At 66.6% G+C, this 24,039-nt stretch carries 23 protein-coding genes; 20 read left to right on the top strand and 3 right to left on the bottom strand.

Features of this window, described 5'->3' with window-relative positions; translation table 11 throughout:
• Positions 1 to 3 precede the first annotated feature (3 nt).
• The 12 genes from sctJ (at position 4) to SLNSH_RS14695 (ending at position 9,142) form a co-directional block, all read left to right on the top strand.
• A complete protein-coding gene (sctJ, locus tag SLNSH_RS14640; protein ID WP_158266764.1) occupies positions 4 to 735 on the top strand; it encodes a type III secretion system inner membrane ring lipoprotein SctJ in 732 nt (243 codons plus the stop codon).
• Positions 735 to 1,346: a hypothetical protein gene (locus SLNSH_RS14645; RefSeq protein WP_146140275.1), complete on the top strand. Its 612-nt coding sequence runs from the start codon at positions 735 to 737 to the stop codon at positions 1,344 to 1,346. Before sctJ ends, SLNSH_RS14645 begins: the two co-directional genes overlap by 1 nt.
• 1 nt (position 1,347) lies before the next feature.
• A complete protein-coding gene (locus tag SLNSH_RS25390) occupies positions 1,348 to 1,902 on the top strand; it encodes a hypothetical protein (RefSeq protein WP_106337755.1) in 555 nt (184 codons plus the stop codon).
• Entirely contained in the window at positions 1,899 to 3,263 is a 1,365-nt protein-coding gene (locus SLNSH_RS14655) for a FliI/YscN family ATPase (protein WP_280954476.1), read from the top strand. Before SLNSH_RS25390 ends, SLNSH_RS14655 begins: the two co-directional genes overlap by 4 nt.
• On the top strand, positions 3,260 to 3,655 hold the full coding sequence (locus tag SLNSH_RS14660) for a hypothetical protein (RefSeq protein WP_106337757.1): 396 nt from the start codon (positions 3,260 to 3,262) through the stop codon (positions 3,653 to 3,655). Before SLNSH_RS14655 ends, SLNSH_RS14660 begins: the two co-directional genes overlap by 4 nt.
• A gap of 58 nt (positions 3,656 to 3,713) precedes the next feature.
• On the top strand, positions 3,714 to 4,718 hold the full coding sequence (sctQ, locus tag SLNSH_RS14665) for a type III secretion system cytoplasmic ring protein SctQ (RefSeq protein WP_158266765.1): 1,005 nt from the start codon (positions 3,714 to 3,716) through the stop codon (positions 4,716 to 4,718).
• 10 nt (positions 4,719 to 4,728) lie between these two features.
• On the top strand, positions 4,729 to 5,367 hold the full coding sequence (locus SLNSH_RS14670; protein ID WP_106337759.1) for an EscR/YscR/HrcR family type III secretion system export apparatus protein: 639 nt from the start codon (positions 4,729 to 4,731) through the stop codon (positions 5,365 to 5,367).
• A 2-nt stretch (positions 5,368 to 5,369) separates the two neighbouring features.
• Positions 5,370 to 5,636 carry a flagellar biosynthetic protein FliQ gene (locus tag SLNSH_RS14675; RefSeq protein ID WP_106337760.1) on the top strand — a complete coding sequence of 89 codons (267 nt, stop codon included), beginning with the start codon at positions 5,370 to 5,372 and terminating at the stop codon, positions 5,634 to 5,636.
• Positions 5,633 to 6,406, top strand: a complete 774-nt coding sequence (locus tag SLNSH_RS14680) for an EscT/YscT/HrcT family type III secretion system export apparatus protein (RefSeq protein ID WP_106337761.1) — start codon at positions 5,633 to 5,635, stop codon at positions 6,404 to 6,406. The genes SLNSH_RS14675 and SLNSH_RS14680 overlap by 4 nt, the downstream gene beginning before the upstream one ends.
• Before the next feature lie 2 nt (positions 6,407 to 6,408).
• Positions 6,409 to 7,464 (top strand): EscU/YscU/HrcU family type III secretion system export apparatus switch protein, encoded by a 1,056-nt coding sequence (locus tag SLNSH_RS14685; protein ID WP_106337762.1) that lies wholly within the window; start codon positions 6,409 to 6,411, stop codon positions 7,462 to 7,464.
• 98 nt (positions 7,465 to 7,562) lie between these two features.
• Positions 7,563 to 8,258, top strand: a complete 696-nt coding sequence (locus SLNSH_RS14690) for a hypothetical protein (protein WP_106337763.1) — start codon at positions 7,563 to 7,565, stop codon at positions 8,256 to 8,258.
• 11 nt (positions 8,259 to 8,269) lie between these two features.
• The gene (locus SLNSH_RS14695) at positions 8,270 to 9,142 is read left to right on the top strand and encodes a SctD/MshK family protein (RefSeq protein ID WP_146140277.1); all 873 of its coding nucleotides are present in this window, start codon (positions 8,270 to 8,272) and stop codon (positions 9,140 to 9,142) included.
• 84 nt (positions 9,143 to 9,226) lie between these two features.
• Here SLNSH_RS14695 and SLNSH_RS14700 read toward each other — a convergent pair whose 3' ends face one another.
• Entirely contained in the window at positions 9,227 to 9,685 is a 459-nt protein-coding gene (locus SLNSH_RS14700; RefSeq protein WP_106337765.1) for a hypothetical protein, read from the bottom strand.
• A gap of 783 nt (positions 9,686 to 10,468) precedes the next feature.
• On the opposite strand from SLNSH_RS14700, the gene SLNSH_RS14705 reads away from it, so the two are divergent.
• Positions 10,469 to 11,290, top strand: a complete 822-nt coding sequence (locus SLNSH_RS14705) for a hypothetical protein (RefSeq protein ID WP_146140278.1) — start codon at positions 10,469 to 10,471, stop codon at positions 11,288 to 11,290.
• Positions 11,291 to 11,335: 45 nt separating this feature from the next.
• Here SLNSH_RS14705 and ppc read toward each other — a convergent pair whose 3' ends face one another.
• Together ppc and SLNSH_RS14715 are read right to left on the bottom strand one after the other, a co-directional pair.
• Complete coding sequence (ppc, locus tag SLNSH_RS14710; RefSeq protein ID WP_106337767.1) at positions 11,336 to 14,113, bottom strand: phosphoenolpyruvate carboxylase; 2,778 nt, start codon at positions 14,111 to 14,113, stop codon at positions 11,336 to 11,338.
• A 26-nt stretch (positions 14,114 to 14,139) separates the two neighbouring features.
• Positions 14,140 to 15,012 carry a MurR/RpiR family transcriptional regulator gene (locus SLNSH_RS14715; protein WP_106337768.1) on the bottom strand — a complete coding sequence of 291 codons (873 nt, stop codon included), beginning with the start codon at positions 15,010 to 15,012 and terminating at the stop codon, positions 14,140 to 14,142.
• A 111-nt stretch (positions 15,013 to 15,123) separates the two neighbouring features.
• Between SLNSH_RS14715 and edd the strand changes: the two genes are divergently transcribed.
• The 7 genes from edd to SLNSH_RS14750 all read left to right on the top strand — a co-directional run bounded on the left by edd (position 15,124) and on the right by SLNSH_RS14750 (position 24,030).
• A complete protein-coding gene (edd, locus tag SLNSH_RS14720; protein WP_106337769.1) occupies positions 15,124 to 16,938 on the top strand; it encodes a phosphogluconate dehydratase in 1,815 nt (604 codons plus the stop codon).
• Positions 16,939 to 16,940: 2 nt separating this feature from the next.
• Positions 16,941 to 17,579 carry a bifunctional 4-hydroxy-2-oxoglutarate aldolase/2-dehydro-3-deoxy-phosphogluconate aldolase gene (locus SLNSH_RS14725; protein WP_106337770.1) on the top strand — a complete coding sequence of 213 codons (639 nt, stop codon included), beginning with the start codon at positions 16,941 to 16,943 and terminating at the stop codon, positions 17,577 to 17,579.
• Between the two features lie 34 nt (positions 17,580 to 17,613).
• Positions 17,614 to 18,636, top strand: coding sequence for an ABC transporter substrate-binding protein (locus tag SLNSH_RS14730; RefSeq protein ID WP_425353001.1), 1,023 nt, complete (start codon positions 17,614 to 17,616; stop codon positions 18,634 to 18,636).
• A 143-nt stretch (positions 18,637 to 18,779) separates the two neighbouring features.
• On the top strand, positions 18,780 to 20,882 hold the full coding sequence (locus SLNSH_RS14735) for an ABC transporter permease (RefSeq protein ID WP_245422357.1): 2,103 nt from the start codon (positions 18,780 to 18,782) through the stop codon (positions 20,880 to 20,882).
• A 54-nt stretch (positions 20,883 to 20,936) separates the two neighbouring features.
• Positions 20,937 to 22,004 (top strand): ABC transporter ATP-binding protein, encoded by a 1,068-nt coding sequence (locus SLNSH_RS14740; RefSeq protein ID WP_425353002.1) that lies wholly within the window; start codon positions 20,937 to 20,939, stop codon positions 22,002 to 22,004.
• The gene (gene zwf, locus SLNSH_RS14745; protein WP_106337774.1) at positions 22,001 to 23,470 is read left to right on the top strand and encodes a glucose-6-phosphate dehydrogenase; all 1,470 of its coding nucleotides are present in this window, start codon (positions 22,001 to 22,003) and stop codon (positions 23,468 to 23,470) included. The genes SLNSH_RS14740 and zwf overlap by 4 nt, the downstream gene beginning before the upstream one ends.
• Positions 23,471 to 23,544: 74 nt before the next feature.
• Positions 23,545 to 24,030, top strand: a complete 486-nt coding sequence (locus SLNSH_RS14750) for a DUF421 domain-containing protein (protein ID WP_106337775.1) — start codon at positions 23,545 to 23,547, stop codon at positions 24,028 to 24,030.
• Positions 24,031 to 24,039 lie beyond the last annotated feature (9 nt).

The raw sequence follows: 24,039 nt of genomic DNA on the forward strand, positions 1-24,039 counted from the left end.
AGCATGAAGAGTCTGTTCAAAGCAGTCACGCTGTCCGCCGCCTTGATGCTGGCGGGGTGCAGCGAAAAGGAACTCTACAGGAACCTGTCGCAACAGGAGGCCAACGAACTGGTCGCCGCCCTCAATGCCGCCGGCATCCAGGCGGAGCGCGAGGTTGCCGAGGGGGACCTCTACAAGGTGCTCGTTCCCGGCTCGTCCTTGCCGCAAGCAGCGGCGACCGCGACGGCTCTGGGGTTGCCGGCCAATCAGTACAAGTCCGTGGACGACCTGTTCCCCACCGGCAAGCTGGTCATGAGTCCGGCCGAGACGCGAGCTCGCCTGGCCTACGCGACAAGCCAAGAGCTCGGGCGCTCGATCTCGTCGCTCGACGGGGTCCTCCTCGCACGGGTGCATGTCGTCACCCCAGACCAGGATCTGCGCGGCCAGCCCATCGGAAAGCCGTCCGCCTCCGCCCTCATCAAGCACAGGGCGGGAGCGGACCAGGTGCTGCTCACGGCGCAGGCCAAGGCGATCATCGGCAAGGCTTTGGCCGGCCTCGCCAATGAAGACGTCGCCGTGGTGCTGGTCGAGGCGCAGCCGCTTGCGTCGTTGGGCCAAGGCGCCGCCCAGGCCCCGTCGGCCTTCGATTCCTCCCCGGAGCGCATCGGGTCCGGCATGCTGTTCGCCGCTTGCGCCGCCGGCCTCGCCTTCTCGGCGCTCCGCCTGAGACGTTCCGACAAGGACGCGAAGATCTGATGGTCCTTCCGCTCCCCATTCGAAAGGTCCAACGGCGCCGTGAAGCCTGGCGGCGATTGCAGGAGACGAAGCACGCTCCGGACGGCGGCGGGCTTGGCGTGCTCGCCCACTCGAAGGCGCCTGGGGACGCCCTCCGCATCTTCGCAGGGCGCCATGGCCTCGTGGATCCCGCGTCGCTCTCCGAGATGGCCGGCGAGATGCTGTTCGGGCCTCCCGCCGTCCGGCGGCAGTTGGCGACAGCCATCGGCCTCGGCGTTCTGGCCAAGGCGCTTCCGTTGTTTCTGACCCGGGAGGCGCGGACCGCGCTGGAGGGGGAATACGGCGCCTTCGCGCTGTCCTTTGCTCTCTCGCGGGCCTCGGACGCGCCGACATTTCGCGACGTGGGGCTGAGCCCGGCCCAGGCCCTCGCGACCGGCGAAGCATGCCTGGCCAAGTTCCTCCACGAGCGGGAGCCCAGCGCATTGGCATGGTTCGACCTCGTCTGCGCCAAGGGGGGCTCAGCTCTCCTGACTCCCTTGCGCCATGGCGCGCAAGTCGTTGAACTGGCGTGGCGCTCGTGGCGGGACCAGCAAGGCCCGGCGAGCATCCCCGCAGCGAGCGCGAGGGCCTGACATGGGCGTTATCCGAAAGGCCAATGTCGCGCTCCTGGACGAGGCGTCGCATCGGAAACAGCGGGAGGAAGAAGCGGCCGCGGCAGTGAACGCCTCCCTCGAAGAGGAGCGCGAGCGGGCGCGCCGCGAGGGATTCGAGTCAGGCCTGGCCGACTGTCGCGAGCTGTTTCTCAGCGAGTTGCAGGGACTGGCTTTTGAGATCGAATCGGCCAGCAACGGCCTCAGAGACACAGTTCTTCAGCTCGTGACGCAGGCTCTGCGCAAGATCGTTGGGTCGCCCCCTCCTGAGCTGGTGAACTCGGCAGTTGAAGCCGCGGTTCGAGAGCTAGGGCATGGAGAGCGGACGGCGATCACTGTTTCAAAGGAGCGGCATTCCGCCGTACAGGCTGCGTTCGCCGGCCGGGATGATGTCGTCGTCCAAGTCGATGATTGGCTGTCCGGCGACGACATGATCCTGAGCACGCCCTTCGGGCGCCACTTCGTTGGACTCAGCCAACAGATCGAGCGGGTGATCGAGCAGATCGGCGGTCCGGCGCGACATGGCGAGGCCTCGTGAGCACGCAACACACACAACAGCTCGATCAGGTACGCCGGGGCATCGATTCAGCCAGGGCCGAACTCGCGAGCAAGATCGGAGCCGCGTCGCCATACCGGAGCATGGGCGCGATCCGGCAGATCCGCTCGAACATGATCTTCGCGGATGTCGGGCACGCCACCATCGGAGGGCTGTGCAGCATCGTCCGCCCGAACGGCGCCCGGCTGGGACTGGCGGAAGTGATCGGCTTCGCGGATGGCGTCAGCTGCCTGGTTCCGCTCGAGGAATTGCCGCAGCTTGCCAGCGATTGCGGCGTGATCCGCCTGGAAGAGGTCGCGACGGCTGAGACAGGCGCCTCGATCATGGGCTGCGTCGTGAATTTCCGCGGGCAAATCACGCAGCGGCTCGCCGGCGGCTCCTTCGGTTTCAGCCGTCGCGCACCGCTCCGCGCCGCACCGCCGCCGCCCGATCAGCGCCGAGCGATCACGGATCCCTTTCCAACCGGCGTGACGGCCATCGATACGATGCTGACCTGCGGGATCGGCCAAAGGATGGCCATCATGGGCGCTGCGGGAGCCGGAAAGTCGAGCCTGGTCGCGCAAATCGTGCAAGGGTCGAAGGAGGCTGACGTCATCGTGGTCGGCCTGATCGGCGAGCGCGGGCGGGAGGTCGGCCAATTCGCGTCGCAATTGCAACGCCTGGGCGCAGCGGAGCGGTCCATCATCGTGGCTTCGACGTCGGACAGGCCGGCCGTTGAGCGCCTCAACTCGGCGCTCGCGGCGATCACAATCGCGGAGGCGCAGCGGGACGAGGGCAAGCGCGTCCTCCTGATCATCGACAGCCTGACACGCGTCGCGCGCGCCATCCGCGAGCTGGGGTTGGCGATGGGCGAGCCCCCGGCCAGACGGGGCTTTCCCCCGTCGGTCTTCTCGGAGTTGCCCAAGATGATCGAGCGGTGCGGTTCTGCCGCCTACGGGTCCATCACGGCCTTCTTCACCGTTCTGGCCGAGGGAGACATCGAGACCGATCCGATCGTCGAGGAGGTTCAATCCCTGGTTGACGGCCATATTTATCTCAGCCCGGAGGTGGCGCGCAGCGGCCGCTACCCTGCCATCGACTTCCTCAAGAGCCAGTCGCGTCTGATGCCTGAATTCGTCAGCCCGGAGCACCTGTCGCTGGCTCGGCAGATCCGGGCGCGCCTGGCGGCCTATCAAAAATTCGAACTCTTGATCCGGGTGGGCGAATATCAGCCGGGCGCAGATCAGGAGATCGATGCTGCGATCCAGACATTCCGGGCGGTGCAGGCCTCGTTCTCTCAAGACCTCGCCGAGGCACATGACTTTGGAGCCAGCGTCGCCCTGGCCGAGAGCGTGCTCGCATGAGCGCCAATCGCCAGGAGCGGGCGGCCATCGCCATGTTGCATACGCTCTGGCAAAACCGCTCGACCATTGCGGAGCAACGCCGAAGTCAGGACAGCGCGGCCCAGCGCGCATGGCAGGAGCGCACGGACAGTTGCAGGGCGGTGCTGGCCCAATTCCGCGAGGGCTTTCGGAGCGCGCCCGACCGCCTGAGCTCCACCGCCCGTGAACGGATCCAACGAAGTTTGCTCGCCCACCTCGACACTGTGACGGAGGCGGAGGCCTCGCTTAGCGCCGCGGAACAGCGGCTGAGGGCCTCGATCGACGTCATGGCGCACGCGGGACGCCGAGAAGCCATTTGGGCTCATTGCAAGCAGGAAGCGCGACGCGTGGACCTGGCAAGGGGAGATGACTAAAATTATCAAAAATCATTTTCTTGCCCTATAGGCGCAATCGAGAGAGGGGTTGCGCCACGTGGAGAAGCTGCTGGTCGAGAAGGTGTCCGACTCGGAGCGCCGACGGGCAGCGTCCCTGCATAAGAGGTGGGACACCCGCGGTCTGCCCCTTCCGGACGGAACAGGGCTCATTCAGGTTCGTCCGGCTGTGCTGGACGGCGCAGCAGGGCTCGCGCCCCCTCTTCTCCAGTTGTCTGGCCAGTGGGGAGCGGCTCCCTTCTCGGCCTGGGTGTCGCGAGCCACATGGCTCGCCCTTCTGAAAGCCGCGGACCCCTTCATCTCGGTGTCCGATTTGAGCCGGGAGCACTGGCCGTCAATCGCCAACTGGCTTCTGGCGAGCGCTTTTGCTGACCAGTCCGTCTGGATTCAAGAAGCCGTCGAGGAGAAGGCTTACCGGCCGGACTCTTCGGCGTTCGGGTTCGAGCTCCCGGATCTCGGCGCCGTGGTCGCCATCGAGACCCAGGGTTCGCTATCGCAGGCATTGTACGAGCTGTTGCGGGGGTGGCCCCATCAGGAGGCCCGCGAAACGGCGTACGACCTGCCTATGCAGGTCCGATGCGCCGTCGGCTACGCGCTGGTCGGTCTGGCCGAGCTCCGCGCTCTGGAAACGGGCGACGTCATCGAGATGGACGGACCGCCTGAGGAGCACGACGAGGCGACGCTGCTGCTCGGATCGACGCATGTGTGCGCCGCCATCGCTTCAGCGCATGACTGGACCGCGACGGAGAGGCCAAAGCCGGCCGCCGCCGCAAGGATAGGACGCATCATGCTTGGCGAACCGATCGACGACCCAGAAACCCTTGACGGATCGACCGACACCATTCCGATCCGCCTCATCTTCGAAGTGGGCCGGACCACCGCCCCTTGCGGCGATCTCGCCAGGATCGGGCCAGGCTACATCTTCGAGGTCGCCGGCGATCCAACCCTGGTCGACATCATGGCGGAGGGTCGGCGCATCGGCAGCGGCCGCATTGTCGACCTCGAGGGGCGGCGCGGCATTCGCGTGCTGAGCCTGTTCAAATGAGTTCGCGGGCATGAACTCGGTCCAACAACTTCTTCCGCTGGCAGGGGTGGTCGCCCTGCTCGGATTTTTGCCGTTTGTAGCGGTCGTCGCGACCAGCTTCACCAAGATCTCCGTGATCCTGCTGATCGTGCGAAACGCGCTCGGCATCCAGCAAACGCCGCCGAACATCGTCATCTACACCATGGCGATCGTTCTCTCGGGACTGGTCATGGGGCCTGTCATCGAAGCGACGGTCGACAGGGTGGCGACGTCGCGCTTCAGGGCCGAAAGCTTTCAGGACACGCTGCTGATCATTCGGGATGCGTCCGAGCCGCTCAAGCAGTTCATGTCGCGGTTGTCGACGGAGAGTTCGCGGCAGCTGGTGACGGCGGCAGCCGCGGCCGGAACGAAGGCCACGCCCGACAAGTCGGGACTGATGGTCCTCATGGCCGCCTTTCTGCTGGATGAGCTGACGCGCGCTTTTCAGGTCGGGCTGCTGCTCTACATGCCGTTTCTCGCCGTCGACATCATCGTGAGCGCAGTGCTGGTCACGGCGGGGCTGCAGATGATGTCGGCGACGGTCGTGTCCACCCCTCTCAAGATCCTGTTGTTCGTCGTCATCGAGGGTTGGACGCGCCTGTTCCAGAACCTGGTGGCGTCGTACGGCTGACGATGTCCGGCGATGCGCTCTACCAGCTGATCTATGAATGCGCGCTGGCCGTCGCCGTCGCCGGCGCGCCGTTGCTTGCGGCTGCAACGGTGGCAGGGCTGCTGATTTCAGTCTTCCAGGCCGCCACGCAAATCCAGGACCAGTCGCTGACGCTGGTCGTCAAGATCGTCGTCATGGGCGGCCTTCTGTTCATGGCCTTCGCGACGCTGCTCGGCCCACTTGTGGAATTCAGCCGGGCGGCCTTCGAATTCGCGAAGCTCAAGCCATGAGCGGCGACGCGATCGGCGCGATCAGTCTTGTCCTGGTTGCAGCCGCCAGGCCTGCTGGCTTCATCGCGGTTTTCCCTCTGTTCGGATGGCTCAACATTCCGCCCATCGTGCGGGCCGTGATCGCGTTCGGGCTGGGATTGCCCATGGCCGCGCGCTTAGGGTCAGGCTCCCCGGACGAGGCGGTCGGCGTCCTCCGACTGTTCCTTCTCGCCACCAAGGAGCTTGCGATCGGCGCCTTCGTGGCTGTGATCCTGGCGCTCCCCTTGTGGGCCGTCCAAGGCGCCGGCGACCTGATCGACAACGACCGCGGGGCCAGCGCGCAAAACCAGTTCGACCCGATCAACGCTCTCGAGATCACCGTCTCCGGCCAGTTCTTTCTTATGACCGCGCTTCTATGGCTGGTCGCATCGGACGGCTTCCACCTCGTTATCGAGTCCTTGTACGGCACCTATGATGTGTGGCCGTTGCTGAGCTTCGCTCCGAGCATCCGCCCGCCGGGCGGGAGCGCTCTTGGCGCCGTTCTGCTCACGCTGACCAAGTCTGCAGCCGTCCTCTGCGCCCCGCTCTTTCTCGTCATGACGCTGGTCGGCCTCGGCGCCGAACTCGCAGGCCGAGGACAGTCCCAGTTCCACGTACGGGACAGCACTCCAGCGCTCAAAAACCTGGCGTTTCTGCTGCTGCTCCCGCCTTACGTGATGTTCCTGGCCTCCTTCCTGAAATTCGAGTTCGCCGACAGCCTGAAGCTGGCTCGCGCCATCTTGGGTTTGTAGCGATGTCTCAGGAAAAGGAACTTCCCCCGACAGCCCAGCACCTGCGGCAACTGGCGCGAAAGGGACGCTTCCCGACTGCGCCCGAATTTCGGACGGGCGTGCAATTCGTGACGGCTCTCCTGGCCGTCGCGGTCCTTGCACCGCCAGCCATCCACAAGATGGCGGCGGTCAGCCAGCACCTGATCGACAGAGCGTCGGATCGCGAGCCTCTTCTCTTCGATCATGGGTTTTTCGCTCCTTTGAGCGCGGCGGCGGTCTTTTTCCTCACCTTGGGGATGATCGCCGCGTGCATCCTGGTGCTCACCGCGGTCATGGAAACCGGTGTGTTCGGCTTTTTCGCCGAGAACGTCCGGCTGGACTTTCAGCGGATCAATCCCGTCTCCGGCCTGAAGAACATCTTTGGCTTGCCGGCCCTGAAGCGTATCGTTTTCAACATCGCAGAAGCGGTCTTGATCTCGTTCGCGACTGCCTATGTCCTCCTTTCGAATCTGCGCTCGCTGCTTGATGCGCCTTCCTGCGGGATATCCTGCGTCGGAGGCCTGGCAGTCTACCTGCTGGGAATGCTCCTGGCCCTGGTCGCGGTCATCTACCTTGTTTTCGGCGCGTTGGACCTGAAGATTTCCCGTGTCGTCTTCCGGCACGAGAACAAGATGTCCCACAGTGACGTCAAACGCGAGCGCAAGGACACTGACGGGTCTCCGGAGATCAAGGCTGCAATGGCCGATGCGCGGTACGAGCTGATGTCCTCGGCCCCCATGCGTCGCGAGCGGGTCCAGGAGCAACGGCAGGAGCAGCAGGACGCCTCGATCGTTCTCCTGTCCGACAAAGAAGCGGTCGCGTTGCGCTATCAGACTGGAGGCGACTCCGCCCCTGTGTTGATCTGGAGAGGACCTCCCTCGAGGGTGGCCTCGCTCCTGGCCACGGCGCCCACAACGAAGGTCGCGAGAAACCCGGAGGTCGTCGACCACCTGGCGTCGACGCCGATCGGTTCCGAAATCCCCCCGGCGCTCTATCCAGCCGTATCGCGCGCGATGGAGGAAGCGGGGCTCACCCTCTGAGCGACAAGAATGCCCCAACTCTCCTGCATTATTTTGATATTAATCAACATTTGACCTTATTCGGACGTGGATATGGCGGCGCTGCAAGGGGACACGGGATGCCTGCCTGCTCGGGAGTAGAACGCCAGGCGCTCGCCATCCTGATTCTGTTCGGCGTCATGGGCGGCGCCGTTTCAGCGATCGGGGGCGAGACGCAATCGAACTCCGCAAATCGCGTTGGCGGTTCGCTCAGCGCTGCGACCGGGCCAGCATCGCCAGAAGCGGCCAGCGCGCTTAACAAGGTGGTTTCGCTCAAGGTCGTGGAAGCCCCATTGCAGGACGTCGTCAACTTTCTGGCCGGCGAGGCCGGATTGCAGATCACGTGGCGGGCTCGCACGGATGCTGTCGTTCAAAACTGGCGCAATCGGGGGCCGATTTCCGAAAGCCTGTCTGCCCTGGCGCGTGCGCATTCACTCTTCGTGGCGTTCGACGGGACGCGATTGGAGGTTCATAGCACCCGCGACCTGGACCGCGCTGTGCTGAACCCCGCGCCGGGCGGAGCGCAGTTCGCCGAAGTCGTCCGGTCAGCGTTCCCCTGGACCTCCGAACCCCTTGTGCGGTTCAACGCGGCAGAGGGAAGCGCGCTGCTCAGCGGCCCCGCGGAGATCCTGCGGCTCATCAAGTTCTATGGGCGTGACGAGCCGATGTCGCCCGTCCACATCATCCGCTATGGCCGGGCCGATCCTCAGTCCTACGCGCTGGAGGGGCTCCGGTCTGCATCCGATGAGCGTTCCAGAGGTTTCCTGTGGCCCTGAACGAGGATCATTTGGCCCCCGAAACGGCGGTGTCGGTGGTGCTGGTCGCGCCGGAGTCAGATGGCGCGCGCCTTGAGCTCGGGAGAGGCTCGCACCTGATTGGATCGGGGCTGGATTGCGACATTTTTCTTGGCGTTTGCCAGGAAAAGCGCCTCGCGCAAATCGACGTGGACGACGCTGTGACGGTTGTGCCGCTCGCCGAAGGCGTGGTGATCAATGGCGCGGAGGCGGCGCCGGGCGAGAAGGCTGAGGTTGCGAGCGGCGCTCTGCGGCTGATCGGCGGCGGCGTGACGATCGAGGTCATCGACGGAAGACGCCAGCACACCTCTCGGGCGACCACGGCGGGGACTGAGCCAAGAGCCTCACGTCAACCGGGCCGCATGGGATGGCTCGCGTTTGGCGGCGTGTGCGCCATCGGCGTCATCATCCTCGGATGGAACATGATGAGGACGTCCGTCCCAACGGGAACGTCGTTCGTCAAGCCTCAGGCTGGCTCCGTCGCGCCATCGTCACCGGAAACCGGAATCGAGGCCCTGAACAAGCGTTTGAAGGGCATCGGGACCGAACTCGGCGCAACTCTTTCCGGCAGCCGCATCATTATCGGCGGCCGAGGCTCTCCTCAGGACCTGGCTCTCGCCAAGCAGATGGTTCAGGACCTCGCGAAGCGGCATGACCTGGCGGTTTCGGTCCAGGCCCGGATCCAGCAGGACGCCCGCGTCGACCTGGCCTTCGCCAGCATGGAGCCGAGCCCGTCCGTCACTCTACGCGACGGCAAACGGTACGGCCTTGGCTCCCTTCTCCCGGGCGGGTGGCGCCTGGATGGCATCGAGGACAGCAGGATCCGGCTCAGCAAGGACGGCCAGACGGAGATCCTCGACTATTGACCGAACACGACAATCGCGAACGGAAGCCTCAAGAGCTTGCCGTCCGCGATCGTGCAGAAAGCCCGCCGTTCGGCTGGCTGGGTTTCAGATCTTCTTCGTCAGCGGCGCGTCCGTGGCCTCGGACAGCTTCGATTGAGCCGTCGCCAGATCGCCGTTTTTCAGAGCGTCGAGGGCGTCCGACAGCAGCGACTTGACGTCCTTGGCGCCTCCCTTCCGATCCAAATCCTTGATCGCCTGCATCAGCTTCTGGATGAGGTCAGTGATTTGCTTCGTCTCGGAGGAGTCTGTGTCATTGCCATCGGCCAGCAGCTTTTGCAGCTGGTCGACCATGGACTTCAAGTTCTGGTCAGTCGAGGCTGTTTGAGACTTGCCCTTGCCCCCGTCCTGAGAGGACTGCTGAAGCTGGGACATCAAGAGTTGCAGCACCTGAAGCAGCAGTTGCTGAATCGTGGAATTGCGCCCCGAGGTCGATGACGTTTCGCTCCCGTAGCTGCCCTGCGAGCCATGCCCGCCGCCGATCCTGCCAACGCCTCCCATATCCATTGTCGTTTCTCCTCAGACAAGTGATGACGTTAATCGTCTCTTAATTGATGATGCATTCCACAAGGGAATCAACGCATGAGAAGTTGTAATGGCGAGCGCAATTGAATTTACGCGCGAACATGTCGCCTGTCGGTTTTGGGGAGCATCGTGAAAGCTGGGGATCGCGCGACCGCATGACTTGGACGGCGCCAGTTGTCGGCGAGCAGGAGAGGCGTTCGGCCGAGCGGAACGCTTTGTTAAACAAATTTCAACAAACTTGATAAATGTTAAGTTTCAACAACGCTGAAACGGGCGTCCGAGGGAGCGCGCGGCCGGATTGGCTTTACGGCTGGGATCGGCATGAAGCTGTCGAGACACAATGAGTACGACGCCGCTGAAGCGCAGGACTGGTCCGAAGACGTCTCACCTGGGGCCGGCGCGACATTGAAGGAGTGGCTCGGCTCCGTCGTCACCGATTGGCGCGCAGCACCTCGAGGACGGGACGCCGCGGGACATGCCTCTCGTGGTTGGCGCGAATGGCGCGACAAGAGGGGGGATGAGGCGATGCCAAACACAAACCAAGACCGTGCTGCGCCGTTCTCCGACCGGATCGCGGAACTCGAGAGCCGGCTGGCCTCCCTGACCGCTGCGCCTCCCCGGGCGCCCGCTCCGCCGCCCGGGCACGATCTTCCGCGCGCTCGCCTGGAGCGAAACGACCTGGCCTCGACAATCGGCCGAACGCTCCAGGAGATGGAGGCTCGATCGTTCGCAACGGAGAGGAAAGCCGCCGCGGCGCTGGAAAATGTGGTCAGCGTTCTCGAGGCCACGGAAACGCGGTGGCGCAGCGAAGCCAAGTCGCTGTTGCGGGCTCAGGAGCAGACGGCCACGGCGTTGCGGGACGCGATCGGCCTGATCTCGGATCGGCTCGACGGCATCGATCGGTCGATCCGCGATTCTCAACAGCTTGGGCGCGATCAGAGGGCTGAACTTCTGGCCCGGGACCATGAGCGCGCGGCTCTCGAGCGGTTCTCGTCCATGGCTGCGGCCGAATCGGCGCCGGACCAGTTCAACGGGGCGGGAGCCTTTTGGCCCGTCGATCGGCGCAAGTCGGAGGAGCTTCATCCGGGCGCTCGCAGCGGCCTCGAGCCAATCTTGATCGCCAAGATGGACCAACTGCTCCGCGCCATGAGCGCGCATCACCCTCGCGAAGCGCCCCCGGAGGCGCCTCGCGCGAGGCGGCAAGCGTCCGAGATCGCACAAACCCGTGCCCGGGGCGCGGAGCGAGATGTCCACATGCACGAGTTGCTCGACGTCCTCCATGGCGAGCTAACAGGTCTGATCCGCCGGCTCGACGGTCTGCGGCCGTCCGGAGATGAATTCGACACGCCGGACGCTCCCGACCTCAGGGATCGTTGGGAGCGGGTGTTCATTTCCCCCGAGGACCGGATCGGAGAGATCCAGCGGCAATTCGCGGCGCTGGCGAAGGACATTGACGACGCAGCAGACGTTTCTCGACGGCTCACGCCTGCGCGCGCCTCGGCTGAGGCGGGCCGAACTGCGGACACGACCCGTCTCGAGCGCGAGCCGGCGCGCATGGGGCCCGCCGGGCGTCGCGGCGCTGTCTGATCGGCCGACGCGGGCGGCCCTGGGCGGCCCGCGCCTGGGGTTCGATCACCCCGTGTTGCGCAACCCGGCGGCCACACCGTTGATGGAGATGAGGATGCCGCGCCGCGCCTCCTCCTGGACCTCGCCGGCCCGCCAGCGCCGCAGGAGCTCCACCTGCAGGTGGTTCAAGGGCGCGATATAGGCCGAGCGATGGGCGATGGAGCGGGCCAGGGCGGGGTTGTCCGCCAGCCGGGCCCGGTGGCCGGCGATGGCTTCGAGGGCTCCTTCCACCCGGTCCCACTCGGCCTCGATGGCGGCGAAGATCGCATCCGCTGCGGCGCGATCGGGCGCGAGCTCCACATAGCGGCGCGCGACGGCCCGATCGGCCTTGGCGAGAACCATGTCCATGTTGGACAGCAGCGTGCGGAAGAACGGCCATTCCGCATGCATCCGGCGCAGCAGATCGAGGCGCTCGGCGCCGCCGCCGCGCAGGTAGTCCTCCACCGCGGCCCCAAAGCCGTACCAGCCCGGCAGGGCGACGCGGCTCTGCCCCCAGGAGAAGCTCCAAGGGATGGCCCGCAGATCCTCGATGCGGCCCGAGGCGCGGCGCGAGGCTGGGCGGGAGCCTATGTTGAGCTCGGCGATCTCGCGGATCGGCGTGGCCGCGAAGAAGAACTCGACGAAGCCGGGCGTCTCGTAGACCAGAGCGCGATAAGCCCGCATGGCCGCATCCGAGAGTAGCGAAGCCGCTTGGAGGAACTCGGGAGGCGCGTCGGCTTCCTTCTCGAACAGAGTGGCCTCCAGGGCGGCGGCCATGAGCGTCTCGAGATTGTGGCGGCCGATTTCCGGCGCGCCGTACTTGGCGTTGATGACCTCGCCCTGCTCGGTGAGGCGGATCTGCCCCTTCACTGCTCCTGGAGGCTGGGCCAGGATGGCGTCGTAGCTTGGGCCGCCGCCGCGCCCCACCGAGCCGCCGCGGCCATGGAACAGGCGCAGCGTGACGCCCGGCTTGTTTTCGAACAGGCGGGTCAGCGCGGTGGCGGCGCGGTAGATCTCCCAGTTGGACGTGAAGTAGCCGCCGTCCTTGTTGCTGTCGGAATAGCCGAGCATCACTTCCTGCTCCGCGCCGGAGCGCCGCACCAGGGCCTCGACCCCGGGCGCGTCGTAGAAGTCGCGCATGATCCGCTCCGCCGACCGGAGGTCTTCGATCGTCTCGAAGAGGGGCACGACCACCAGCGCCAAGGAGGCGTCGCCGCCCTCCCCGGCCGCGAAAGCGCCGGCCATGAGGCCGCACTCCTTTTGCAGCAGCAGGACCTCGAGCAGGTCGCTCACCTCTTCGGTGTGGCTGACGATGGCGTGACGGATGACATCCGGGCCGAACGCCTGCCGGAGCGTTCGGGCCCGCTCGAAGACGGCGATCTCGCTTTCGGTGTCCTCGCTGTAGCGATGGCCCCGCACCCGGAGGGAGCGGGGATCCCGGAGCATGGAGAGCAGCAGGCGCTGCTTGGCCGCCTCGTCGAGACCCGCGTAGTCGGGCTCGATGCGCGCCGCGGCGAGCAACTCAGCCAGCGTGCTTTCGTGGCGGTCCGAACTCTGCCGCAAGTCGGTGGTCGCCAGGTGAAAGCCGAAGACATCGACGGCGCGGATCAGCGGATCCAGGCGGGGGCGGGCCAGGGCCGCGCCATGGTGGGCCCGCAGGGACTCGCGGATCGTCCCCAGATCCGCCGCGAAGGCGGCGTGGTCGGGATAAGGCTCCGCGGCCCCGGGCGCCCCGGCGAAGGCCGCGCTGTCGCCGCCCGCGAGAACGCGAAGCGTCGCGCGCAGACGCGCGCCCATGCCGGCGAGCGCCCGGCGGTAGGGCTCGTCGCGGCGGTGCGGGCTCTCGTCCCCGGACCGCTCGGCGAGTTCACGGAGCTCGGGCGAACACGGCGCCAGGAGGGAGGACGTCGACAGCTCCTGCCCCAGGCTCTGCAGTTCGGCGAGATAATGCCGCAGGGCGACCTCGGCATGGCGGCGCACGGCGAACTCCAGCGTGTCGGCGTCCACGTTGGGATTGCCGTCGCGGTCCCCGCCGATCCAGTTGCCCATGCGGAAGAAGGAGCGGACCGGATGGCCGAGCTGCTCGTCCAGCTCGGCGTAGAGCCGGGGAATCTCGGCGAGGAAAGTCGAGCGGTAATAGGTCAGGGCGTTTTCGATCTCGTCCCGCACGGTCAGCTTGGCCATGCGCAGGATACGGCTTTGCCAGAGCTGGACGATCCGCGCGCGCAGGGCGCGCTCGTTTTCGGCGCGCTCGCGCGGGCTGGCCAGGCGGTCGCGCGCGGCGAGCAGGTCCGCGACCGCGCGCGCCGCGTCCAGCGTGGTCTTGCGCTGCACCTCCGTGGGGTGCGCGGTGAGAACCGGGCACACGAGCGCACGGCGGAGCGCGCGCTCGAGCGCCTGGGGGGCAACGCCCGCGTCGCGCATGCGCTTGAACGTCCACGCCAGCGCGCCCGGCTGCGGGCCCTCGCCCGCGCGTGTGTCACGCGCGCGCACGGAATGCCGGTCCTCCGCCAGGTTCGCGAGGTGGGAGAAGTAGCTGAAGGCCCGGATGACGGAGACGGTCTCCCGGGGGCTCAGCCGGTGGAGGAGGGCCTCCAGGTCCTGGGCGGCCCGGTCGTCGCTGCGGCGCTGGCCCGCGATGGACAGCCGCCGGATCGCCTCGACCACCTCGAAGGCCGCCTCGCCATCCTGCTCCCGCAGGGTTTCGCCGAGTATCTGCCCCAGCAGGCGCGTGTCTTCGGCGAGTTGCGCGTCAAAGGCCTGCTGGACCCCGGCGGGCTCCTGCGGCTCAAAGCCAATGGTCATGTTTTTCGGTCTCGCTTTTCCACCCGTCAGGACAGGGGCAGTTTCTTGCATTCGATAGCGGCCTTGGCGGCCTTCATGTCGGCCGCCGCGGAGGGGCCCTTCAGAACCGCGACGGCCACGGCCAGGGCATCGACGATGGCGAGTTGCCCAAGACGCGACGACATCGGGGAGTACACGTTGGGGTCGTCATCGAAATCCAGGTGGATCACGGGACTGCACAGCGCGGCGGCCGGAGAGCCCCGCGGCATGACGCCGATCGCCGGGACGTGACGCTCCCGCAGCAGATGCAGCGTCGGCACCAACTCGCGGGTGGCCCCCGAACGGGAAATGCAGACCACCGCGTCCCGTGGGCCGAGCAAGGCTGCGGCCATGATGTGGACATGCGAGTCCGCGTAGGAAATGCACGGAATCCCCAGCCGGAAAAACTTGTGCTGCGCGTCCGCAGCGACGAGTCCCGAATTGCCGTGCCCGTAGAACTCGATGCGCCTTGCGTCAGCAAGCACCGTCGCCGCCTGCGCCAGGGCATGGTCGTCCAGTTCGGACTTCAGCTTCACCAAGGCCGCGATGCTGCGATCCAGGACCTTGGAGGCGACTGCGCCCGGCTTGTCTCCCGGCCCGACATCTGCATGAACGAAGTCGAAACTCGACGTCGTTTGCCTCGCCAGCTCGATTCGAAAGTCCTTGAAGCCAGAGAATCCTAGGATCTGGCAAAACCGAGCGACAGTCGGCTCGCTCACCCCCGCCCCTTTCGCGGTCGCGGTGATCGTCATGTTCGGGATGGTGTGCATGTTCATCGCGATGAAGCGATGAAGACGCTGCGAAGCCGGACTGAGCTCGCCGGACACCTGTTCCATCCTCTGCTTCAGACTGGGGGTCATCAACCTCCCCTCCCCGTCCATCACGCACAACCCTGCGGTGCGTCTGCAAATTGATTAAAGCTAAGGTAACTGTTGACATGATTGTTATTCTTTTTGTAAATTTTCGCAATACGGGACAAGGGGAGGAGATGGATGAAGGAGCCGCACCCGGCGCTGGTGAGCGTGACGGCCGCGATCGAGGAGCGGAGTCGCGAAACGCGGCGGAACTTCGTCCGGCTGCGCGACCGCGCTCGCCCGCGCGGCGTCGCGCGCAGTTGCGCATCCTGCAGCAATCTCGCTCACGTGACGGCCGCCATGGGCCCGGCGGAGAAGGTCCTCCTGACAGGGGATTCGGCGCCGAACATCGGCGTCGTCACCGCCTACAACGACATGCTGTCCGCTCATCAGCCCTTCGCGGGCTACCCGGACATGATCAGGCGCGCAGCCGGCCGCGCCGGCGCGACGGCTCAGGTCGCAGGCGGCGTTCCCGCGATGTGCGACGGGATCACCCAGGGGCAGCCCGGCATGGAGCTGTCCCTGTTCTCCCGTGACGTGATCGCCCTATCGACCGCCGTTGCGCTGAGTCACGGCGTCTTCGACGCCGTCGTCTGCCTGGGGGTCTGCGACAAGATCGGGCCGGGGCTGCTGATCGGCGCTCTCCAGTTTCCACATCTGCCGGTCGTGTTCTCGCCGGCAGGCCCGATGCCGACCGGGCTGTCCAATGAAGAGAAGGCCAAGCTGAGGCAGCTGCACGCCGAGGGCAAGGCGGACAGGGCCGCCCTGCTCGCCTCAGAGATGCGTTCGTATCATGCGCCTGGCACCTGCACCTTCTATGGCACGGCCAACAGCAACCAGGTTCTGATCGAGGCGATGGGTCTGCATGTGCCTGGCGCCGCTTTTGCGCAGCCGGGCGGCGAGCTCCGGTCCCGCCTGCTTGATGCTTCCGTCGACGAGGTCGCAGGGGCCGCGCGGGCCCCGGAAGGGCGGCGCATCGGCGACATCGTGTGCGCCAAGTCGATCGTCAACGCCATCGTGGCGCTGCTGGCGACGGGCGGGTCGACAAACCACACCATTCACTGGATCGCAGTGGCGGCGGCCGCCGGAATTCAGCTGACCTGGGACGATATCGACGCCCTTTCCAAGATCGTGCCGCTCATGGCGCGGATCTACCCGAACGGATCGGCGGACATCAACGCGTTCGAGGCCTCGGGCGGGGTCGGATTCCTGATCGGCCAACTCATCGACGCAGGCCTGCTGCACGAAGACGTCCACACGATTTCCGGCTTCGGGCTGCGGCGATACGCGGTCGAGGCCGGCCTGGAAGAAGGTCGCCTCGTCTATAGCCCCTCGCCAGGGACCAGCCGGAACAGGGCGGTCCTCCGGGACGCCGCCGACCCGTTCGAGCCTGAAAGCGGCCTGCGCGTCCTGGGCGGCAATCTCGGCCGCGCGGTCGCCAAGACGTCCGCCGTGAAGGACGAGCACCGGGTGGTGCGCGCGCCGGCCCGCGTGTTCGACTCCCAGGAGGCCTTCCTGTCCGCCTTCGAGGCGGGCTCCATCACGGCCGACGCGGTGGTGGTGATCCGGTTCCAGGGCCCGAAAGCCAATGGCATGCCCGAGTTGCATCGACTGATGCCTGCGCTCGGCAGCTTGCTGGACCGGGGGCTCAAGGTCGCCCTGGTGACTGATGGGCGCCTCTCGGGCGCCTCCGGCAAGGTAGCGAGCGCCCTGCATGTCACGCCCGAGGCCGCGGAGGGCGGCGCGCTGGGCAGGATCTTCGACGGAGACATGATCTCTCTCGACCTGCGGGAGGGCCGCCTTGAGGCCGAGATCGCTCCGGAGGAGCTGGCCCGGCGCATTCCGGCCGTCCAGCCCGACCCGGACCAGGATGTGGGCCGCGCCCTCTTCGCGCCACTCCGCGCCCTGGCGCGTCCCGCCGACGCGGGCGCCGGCTTTACGGGGATGATTTGACCATGCATCCGGAACGTGCGCTCGAACAGCTCGGGCAATGCCGCATCGTGCCCGTCGTAACCGTCCCCACCACGGAAGCGGGCGTCGAGCTCGGCCGGCGCAGTTTCGCCATGGGCTTGCGCGCGATCGAGGTCACGTTGCGCACCGACGCGGCGGCGGCGACCATCTCGGCCCTGCGCGAAGCCTGCCCCGAACTGCTTGTCGGCGCGGGTAGCGTGCTGACCGAGGCCGACCTGCGCGCAGCCCGGGACGCGGGCGCGCAATTCACGGTGTCGCCCGGCCTGGACTGGAGCGTCCTGAAGGCTGCGGCCGAGGCTGGCGTTCTGCATGTGCCCGGCGTCGCAACTCCCAGCGAGATGCTGGGCGCCCAGGCGGCAGGAGCGCAGCTCCTGAAGCTTTTCCCGGCCGAAACGCTGAACGGGCGGTCACTCCTGGCCGCCGTAGCCGGTCCCATGCCGAAGCTCCGCTTCTTTCCGACCGGCGGCATCCGCCAGGACATCGCGGCGGACTACCTCGGCCTCCCCAACGTGGCCTGCATCGGCGGGTCCTGGATCGCATCAAACGCGGATCTTCGCGCCGGAGCCTGGGCCTCGGTCGAAGCACGGCTCGCCGAAGCGGCACGCTTGGCCAGCCGTCATTGAACACTGCCAATCAATCAGGAGGGTAACGATGTCATTGAGGGGCTCTATTGCAGGGGCGGCTCTTCTTGTGATGGGCGCGCCAGGGGCTGCGTCAGCGCAGGAAACCTTGAACCTGTACTGCAGCGTTCAGGTCGAGTGGTGCCAGGCTGTCGCGAACACCTTCAGCCGCACGACCGGCGTCCGGGTCAACATGACCCAGAAGGGGTCCGGAGAGACGCTGGCCCAGATCCGCGCCGAGGCGCAGAACCCGCGTGGCGACGTGTGGTTCGGCGGCACCGGCGATCCCCACCTGGTGATGGCCGAGGAAGGCCTCTCGGAAGAATACAAGTCGCCCAAGCTGGAGCAGCTGAACGCATGGGCGGTCAAGCAGGCCCAGGATTCGAAGTATCGGACCGTTGGCGTCTATGCGGGCATCCTGGGCATCGGCTTTAATCCAGAGTTGCTCAAGAAGAAGAACCTGCCTGCTCCGTCCTGCTGGGCGGACCTGACCAAGCCCGAATACAAGGGCGAGGTTCAGATGGCCAACCCTGCCTCGTCCGGCACAGCCTATGTGGCGATCGCCACCCTGGTGCAGCTCATGGGCGAGGAGCAGGCCTTCGACTTCCTGAAGAAGATGCACGCCAACGTGAACGCGTATCCGCGCTCGGGCACCGGCCCGATCAAGGCGGTGGCGCGCGGCGAAACGTCCGTGTCCGTGAGCTTCATCCATGACGCGGTCACGGAGGACCTGGCTGGCCTCCCGGCCAAGGCTGTTCCGCCGTGCGAGGGCACGGGCATGGAGGTGGGCTCCATGTCCATCGTCAAAGGCGCCCGAAACATGGAATCCGCCAAGAAGTTCTACGAATGGGCGCTGACGCCCGACGCCCAGCGTCTTGGCGCCGAGGTCGGGAAGCAGTTCCACACGCCCTCCAACAAGTCCACGCCCCTTCCTGAGCGTGCTCCGCGCTTGGATCAGGTCAAGATCATCAACTACGACTTCGCGAAGTACGGATCTTCCGCTGAACGCGGCCGGCTGATCGCCAGGTGGGAAAAGGAAGTCGGCAGCCTTCCGCGCTGACTTCTCCTGATTGACTTAGAGGGCAAACTTCTATGCTCCGGTATTGTATGTTGGCGTTGCTCGGTCTTCTCGCGGGCCTCGCCCTCCTCCCCTGGCACATGCAAGAAGCCGGAGTGTTGGCCGGCGCTTGGGTTCGAGCGTCGATGACTTCGCCGAACGCGGCGCCGGCCCTTTTCCAAGCGGCGATCTTTGGCCGGTGGTGGTTCATCCCGATCATCGCGGCGGCCTTCCTGGGCCTCGCGGTCCATGTGCTCTTCAGCGGGCGGAAACTCTCGCAGGCTTCCGCCGCCCGCGCCATGACCGCCATCGGAGCCCTGGGGTTCTTCCTCATCCTGGCCCAAGGCGCCGCCATCGGCCCGGGCGGGTGGTCCTACGCCGCCCTGTCGGACGCGTTCGGGCCGCTCGGGCAGAAGCAGTTCGGGGTCGGCGCCGGCATGGCGGTGACCACCATCGGCTTCCTCACGCTCTTCACAACCGGATTGGCCGGCCAGGGCGGCTTTCGCAGCGACCCCTTCACGGCCTTCGCGGTGGGCCTGATCGCGCTCCTGATCGTATCCTTCACGGCCTGGCCGGTGGGCAGGATGCTCGTCATGGCGCTCTCTCCGACGCCGGGACAGAACGCGATCGAGGCTCTCGCGAACCGCCTGCTGGAGCCCAAGATCTGGGGTCTCGCCTGTCTTTACAGCGGCAAGAGCTGCGGGGTGGCCTGGAACACAGTCGCCCTGGCCCTGTCCACCGCGCTCGCCGCCACCATGCTTGGCCTCTGCTTCGCATTGCTTGTGACGCGCACGAGTTTCCCGGCGAAGAAGCTGATGCGGGCGTTGACGATCCTGCCGATCATCACGCCGTCCTTCGTGATCGGCCTCGGCCTGATCCTGATCTTCGGCCGGTCCGGCATCGTGAACCAGGGAATCGAGCAGCTCTTCGGCCTTGACCTGGGCCGCTGGATCTACGGCTTCCAGGGGGTCTGGCTGGCCCAGGTGTTCTGTTTCACCCCAACGGCCTTCCTTGTCCTGATCGGCGTGGTGGAAGGCGTGTCGCCGACCCTTGAGGAGGCCGCCGGCACGCTTCGCGCCGATCGATGGACGACATTCTGGCGGGTCAGCCTGCCGCTGATGCGCCCTGGCGTGGCCAACGCCTTCCTCGTGGTCTTCGTGGAATCCATCGCGGACTTCGGAAACCCGATCCTGCTGGGTGGCTCCTTAGGCCTGCTCTCCACCGAGGTCTACTTCGCCGTCGTGGGCGCACAGGCCAACTTCTCGCAGGCCGCCGCGCTCGCGCTGCTGCTGCTGCTGCTGGCCTTCGGCGCCTTCTACCTGCAGCGCAAGATTCTGGGCCGCTATTCCTACGTGTCCATGTCCGGCAAGGGCGACGCGGGCCTCGGGCAGCCCTTGCCCGACCGCGTCCGCCGATTCGTGTATGGCGTCACCCTGCCCTGGACCGTGCTGACCGTCGGGGTCTACGGCATGGCTCTCGTCGGCGGTTTCGTGAAGGTGTGGGGCCGGGACTGGTCGCCCACGCTCAGCCATTACTCCCGCGCGTTCTCGCTCGAGTGGGGTCCCAGCGGGGTGCTGTGGTCCGGGTCGGCGTGGAACTCGTTCTTCACCACCATCCAGCTCGCGGCGATCAGCGCGCCTGTCACGGCAGCCATCGGCATCCTCACCGCCTGGCTGCTGACCCGCCAGCGCTTCGCGGGCCGCACCGCGCTTGAATTCGCGCTGATGCTGTCTTTCGCGGTGCCAGGCACTGTGCTCGGCGTGTCCTACATCCTCGCCTTCAACGTGCCGCCGCTCGAGCTGACCGGAACGGCCGTCATCCTGGTGCTGTGCTTCACCTTCCGGAACATGCCCGTGGGCGTGCGGGCCGGAATGGCGGCCATGAGCCAAATCGACAAGAGCCTGGACGAAGCCGCCATGGTGCTGCGCGCCTCCGCGGCCCGCACCATGACGAATGTCCTGCTGCCGCTTCTGCGGCCCGCAATGGTGACCGCGCTGATCTATTCCTTCGTGCGCTCCATCACGACGGTCAGCGCCGTGATCTTCCTGACCTCGGCCGAACACGAGATGGCGACGGTCTTCATCATCAACCGCGTGATCAACGGCGACTACGGGGTGGCCATCGCCTACTGCTCGGTCCTCATCGTCATGATGATGGTCGCGCTGGGCACGATCCAGCTCCTGGTCGGCCGGCGCAACCTCGGGCGACGCACGGCCGGGGCCAAGGCGCCGGCGCCCGCACACGCCTGAATTCCGGGAACGACCAACATGACCAACAGCACTCTCCAACTCGGCGCCGAGCCGATCGCGGCCCGGAAGCCGGCCGCCGAAGTCAGGCTCGAAGGCGTCGGCAAGCGCTACGGCAAGGTCACGGCCGTGAAGCCGCTCGATCTCGTGATCGAGGCGGGTTCGCTGGTCACCCTGCTGGGACCGTCCGGCTGCGGAAAGACCACGCTCCTGCGCATGATCGCAGGGCTGGAGCAGCCCACCGACGGCCGGCTGCTGATCGGCGGCCGCGACGTGACGCATCTGCCGCCCGGCGAGCGCGACGTATCCATGGTGTTCCAGTCCTATGCGCTGTTTCCGCATATGACGATCGCCCAGAACGTCGCCTTCGGGCTCATCTCCGGCGGCATGGCCAAGGACGCCGCCCTGGCGAAGGCGGACCTTGCGCTGGATCAGGTCGGCCTCCCGGGCCTGGGCGGGCGCCTCCCGTCCGAGCTCTCCGGCGGCCAGCAGCAGCGCGTCGCGGTGGCGCGCGCGCTGGTGCTCGAGCCCTCCGTGCTGCTTTTCGACGAGCCGCTCTCCAACCTCGACGCGCGCCTGCGCCGGCGCATGCGCGAGGAGATCCGGGATCTCCAGCAGCGCCTCGGGGTGACGGTGGTCTACGTCACCCACGACCAGTCGGAGGCCTTGGCCGTCGCCGACAAGATCGTGGTGATGCGCAATTCCGAGATCGCGCAGATCGGCTCGCCGCGGGAGCTGTACCAGCAGCCGGCGAACACCTTCGTGGCCTCGTTCATGGGCGAGTGCAACAACGTCAAGGCTGATCTGGCCGACGTGGCCGGGGGCCGGGGTCGCCTGACGCTCGGCTCCTCGCAGGTGCTGACGGCCGTGCCGGACGGCTTGGAGCAGGGCCAGGTGGATGTCGCGATCAGGCCCGAGGCGGTCAGGGTCCTGCCGAAGGACTCCGGGTGCCTGCAAGGGGTGGTGTCGCACGCCACCTACATGGGCAGCTGCATCGAGTACGAGATCGAAACCGACATCGGCGGGCTGTTCGTGGTGTGTGGCGACATCGCCGGCATGCGGGCGAAGGGCGACCCGGTCGGCCTCGATTTCGTGGCCTCCGGCATCGCGGTCGTCCGCCCATGAGCAGGGCGGGGCATCCGGACCTCGTCCGCAACCCGGTGCCGGCGTTCGACCTCGTCCTCTTCGGGGCGGCGGGGGACCTGGCCTGCCGCAAGCTCTTTCCCGCGCTCTACCGGCGCGACATGGAGGGCGTGCTGCCCGAGGGCAGCCGCATCCTCGCCGTTGGGCGCCGGCCCATGTCGGACGACGAGTTCCGGCAGGAACTCGCCGCCAAGCTCGGCGGCGGGGAGGAGGCGCTCCGGCGCTTTCTCGGCCGCATCCTGTACCGCTGCGCGGATTTCGAGAGTCCCGAAACCGTGGGGGCGCTGGCGCAAGACCTCACGGATCCGAGCCGGGTCAGGGCCTTCTACCTCTCGATCCCGCCCCGCTACTACGCGCCCCTGTGCCGGGCGCTGGGCGAGCAGGGCCTCGTGACGCCGCTGTCGCGGATCGTGGTCGAGAAGCCGATCGGCTCCAACCTCGCTTCGGCGCGCGCGATCATGGACGAGGTGGCGTCCGTGTTCGACGAGCGCGCGACGTACCGGATCGACCACTACCTCGGCAAGGAGACGGTGCAGAACCTGCTCGTCCTGCGGCAGGCGAACACCATCTTCGAGCGGCTCTGGTCCAACCGGGACGTCGACCACATCCAGATCACCTGCGCCGAGGAGGTGGGGCTGGAGGAGCGGGCGGGCTACTACGACTCGTCTGGCGCGCTGCGCGACATGGTGCAGAACCATGTGCTGCAGCTGCTGTGCCTCGTCGCCATGGAGCCGCCGAACAGCCTGAGCGCCGACGCGGTGCGGGACGAGAAGCTGCGCATCCTGAAGGCGCTCCAGCCCATCGAGGGGGCCGACGTCCTGGCCCGGACGGTGCGTGGCCAGTACGAGGCGGGGCTCATCCGCGGCGCGCCCGTTCTGGGCTACCAGAGCGAGTTCGGCCGCGCCAGCGAGACGGAAACCTTCGTGGCCATCCGGACCGAGCTGCGGACTTGGCGCTGGGCGGGCGTGCCAATCTTCCTTCGCACCGGCAAGCGCATGGCGGGTCGCTACTCCGAGATCGTCGTCACCTTCAAGCCGGTGCCGCACTCCATCTTCGACGGACTGGGCCCCGACGGCCGCATCGAGCCCAACAGGCTGATCATCCGGCTGCAGCCGGACGAGGGCATGCAGCTCTTCACCATGTCGAAGATCCCGGGCAGCGGCCGGCTGCGTCTGCGGCGGACCGCGCTCGACCTGCGCTTCGGCGAAGCCTTCCACGAGCCGGCGCCCGACGCCTACGAACGCCTGATCACCGACGTGCTGCGCGGCGACCAGACCCTGTTCATGCGCCGGGACGAGGTGGAGGCCGCCTGGTCTTTCGTGGACCCCATCGCGGCCGGCTGGCAGGCCCACTACCGCCTGGCCCACCGCTACCCCGCCGGCGCCAACGGCCCACCCCAGGCCTTCGGCCTCATCGCCCGGGAGGGGCGAAACTGGCACGATCTGTAGCGGCGGTCGAGAGGCGTCACAGGGTCTGCGACGCGAGCCGGGAACGGGGCGGCGCCCACCCGGTTCATGGCTTCATGAACTTGCTCATCGCCATCTTCGGATCCAAGGACGACATCTCGATCCTGCAGGAATGCGCGCGAGCCGCCCTCATCTTCGCCTACGGGCTGGCGCTCGTGCGGGTCATGGGCCGGCGCGTATTCGGGAAATGGGCGGCGCTGGACATCGTCGTCTCAATCATCGCCGGCTCCAATCTGAGCAGGGCGTTCACCGGCGGCGCGCCGCTGTTCGGGACCCTGGCGGCCACGACCGTGCTCATGCTGCTGCACTGGCTTCTCGCCCACGCGTCGGCGAGGTTCGCTTCCGTGTCGCACGTCGTCGAAGGCCGGCCGGAAACCCTTGCGGAAAACGGACGGCTTCACCCAGACAGGGCGAAAAGGCACGCCGTCTCGAAGGCGGACCTCGAGGAGGCCTTGCGGCAGTCCGGGGTCGAGCGCATCGACCAGACCCAATTGGTCACCCTGGAGCCGAGCGGCAAAATCGGTATTCTGAAGAAGCATTAACCATCCGAG

The organism is Alsobacter soli, from assembly GCF_003004785.1.
Lineage (GTDB): Bacteria > Pseudomonadota > Alphaproteobacteria > Rhizobiales > Beijerinckiaceae > Alsobacter > Alsobacter soli.

What these genes read in the sequence shown, in the direction of transcription:
- sctJ (WP_158266764.1), top strand. Translation starts at nt 4, where the DNA reads ATGAAGAGTCTGTTCAAAGCAGTCACGCTGTCCGCCGCCTTGATGCTG.
- SLNSH_RS14645 (WP_146140275.1), top strand. Translation starts at nt 735, where the DNA reads ATGGTCCTTCCGCTCCCCATTCGAAAGGTCCAACGGCGCCGTGAAGCC.
- SLNSH_RS25390 (WP_106337755.1), top strand. Translation starts at nt 1,348, where the DNA reads ATGGGCGTTATCCGAAAGGCCAATGTCGCGCTCCTGGACGAGGCGTCG.
- SLNSH_RS14660 (WP_106337757.1), top strand. Translation starts at nt 3,260, where the DNA reads ATGAGCGCCAATCGCCAGGAGCGGGCGGCCATCGCCATGTTGCATACG.
- SLNSH_RS14670 (WP_106337759.1), top strand. Translation starts at nt 4,729, where the DNA reads ATGAACTCGGTCCAACAACTTCTTCCGCTGGCAGGGGTGGTCGCCCTG.
- SLNSH_RS14675 (WP_106337760.1), top strand. Translation starts at nt 5,370, where the DNA reads ATGTCCGGCGATGCGCTCTACCAGCTGATCTATGAATGCGCGCTGGCC.
- SLNSH_RS14680 (WP_106337761.1), top strand. Translation starts at nt 5,633, where the DNA reads ATGAGCGGCGACGCGATCGGCGCGATCAGTCTTGTCCTGGTTGCAGCC.
- SLNSH_RS14685 (WP_106337762.1), top strand. Translation starts at nt 6,409, where the DNA reads ATGTCTCAGGAAAAGGAACTTCCCCCGACAGCCCAGCACCTGCGGCAA.
- SLNSH_RS14690 (WP_106337763.1), top strand. Translation starts at nt 7,563, where the DNA reads ATGCCTGCCTGCTCGGGAGTAGAACGCCAGGCGCTCGCCATCCTGATT.
- SLNSH_RS14700 (WP_106337765.1), bottom strand. Translation starts at nt 9,685, where the DNA reads ATGGATATGGGAGGCGTTGGCAGGATCGGCGGCGGGCATGGCTCGCAG.
- ppc (WP_106337767.1), bottom strand. Translation starts at nt 14,113, where the DNA reads ATGACCATTGGCTTTGAGCCGCAGGAGCCCGCCGGGGTCCAGCAGGCC.
- SLNSH_RS14715 (WP_106337768.1), bottom strand. Translation starts at nt 15,012, where the DNA reads ATGGACGGGGAGGGGAGGTTGATGACCCCCAGTCTGAAGCAGAGGATG.
- edd (WP_106337769.1), top strand. Translation starts at nt 15,124, where the DNA reads ATGAAGGAGCCGCACCCGGCGCTGGTGAGCGTGACGGCCGCGATCGAG.
- SLNSH_RS14725 (WP_106337770.1), top strand. Translation starts at nt 16,941, where the DNA reads ATGCATCCGGAACGTGCGCTCGAACAGCTCGGGCAATGCCGCATCGTG.
- SLNSH_RS14735 (WP_245422357.1), top strand. Translation starts at nt 18,780, where the DNA reads ATGACTTCGCCGAACGCGGCGCCGGCCCTTTTCCAAGCGGCGATCTTT.
- zwf (WP_106337774.1), top strand. Translation starts at nt 22,001, where the DNA reads ATGAGCAGGGCGGGGCATCCGGACCTCGTCCGCAACCCGGTGCCGGCG.
- SLNSH_RS14750 (WP_106337775.1), top strand. Translation starts at nt 23,545, where the DNA reads ATGAACTTGCTCATCGCCATCTTCGGATCCAAGGACGACATCTCGATC.